At 60.6% G+C, this 1022-nt stretch carries 1 protein-coding gene; it reads right to left on the bottom strand.

Annotated features, from left to right (window positions below):
• Positions 1–899 (bottom strand): hypothetical protein (locus GO984_RS23450; protein ID WP_425339669.1); only part of this gene is annotated, 899 nt, incomplete at its 3' end.
• Between the last annotated feature and the right edge of the window lie 123 nt (positions 900–1022).

Here is a 1022-nt window from a genome sequence, read left to right as displayed (position 1 = left end):
GAGCCGGAGCCCTTGCTGCCGCCCGAACCGGAACCCTTGCTGCCACCGGAGCCGGAACCTTTGCTGCCACCCGAACCGGATCCTTTGCTGCCACCCGAACCGGATCCTTTGCTGCCACCCGAACCGGAACCTTTGCTGCCACCCGAGCCGGATCCTTTGCTGCCACCCGAACCGGAACCCTTGCTGCCACCCGAACCGGAACCCTTGCTGCCACCCGAGCCGGACCCCTTGCTGCCGCCTGAACCGGAGCCCTTGCTGCCGCCAGAACCGGAGCCTTTGCTACCGCCAGAGCCAGAGCCCTTGCTGCCACCAGAGCCAGAGCCCTTGCTGCCGCCCGAACCATTGCCGTCATCGCAGTAATGGTCGGCCAGGTTGTCGTCATACCAACCGTCCAGCCCGTCCCCTTCGACGCCACCATTGTGGTAGCTATCACCTGTGCTGGCGCCAACACCTGCTGGTACCCCACCGGTCAGGACTTGCGGATTGCTCCCGTCGCTGTCGATCACCATCGTCATGCTGCTCAGGTCGATATCGTCCAGCGAAAGCCCATTATCAGACCACAGGGTAAAGTTGACGCCCTGCACATTGCCCTCGGTGGAATCTGCGACTTGGCCAAACTGGACCATACCGTCAAACATTCCCGGCACCGTAAACCCATTGTCCAGGCTGTTCACCGCATTGGCGTTGGCCTCGTGACCTGTGACCGGGAGGGTGTTTTCATCGGGGAAGAAGTGCAGCCCGTTCAGGGTGCTATCGTCAGACATATTAAAGAACAGCCCGTCAATATCGGCGAGATCTCCATCGAATGAAGTAGGTGTCAAGTTGATGAACAATTGAGCTTGGTCAGTCTGGGTAACCGAGACATCTACCTGGGGATCGGTACCCAAAGTGAAGGTCACCGTGGTTTTACCATCACCGCCACCGTCGCCACCACCGTGATCGCAACCCGTTCCGCCAGAGCCAGAACCTTTGCTACCGCCCGAACCGGAGCCCTTGCTACCGCCCGAACCGGAGCCCTTGCT

It is taken from the genome of Parasedimentitalea huanghaiensis (genome assembly GCF_009753675.1).
GTDB lineage: Bacteria > Pseudomonadota > Alphaproteobacteria > Rhodobacterales > Rhodobacteraceae > Parasedimentitalea > Parasedimentitalea huanghaiensis.
This window is presented reverse-complemented; position numbering and strand designations above follow the sequence as displayed.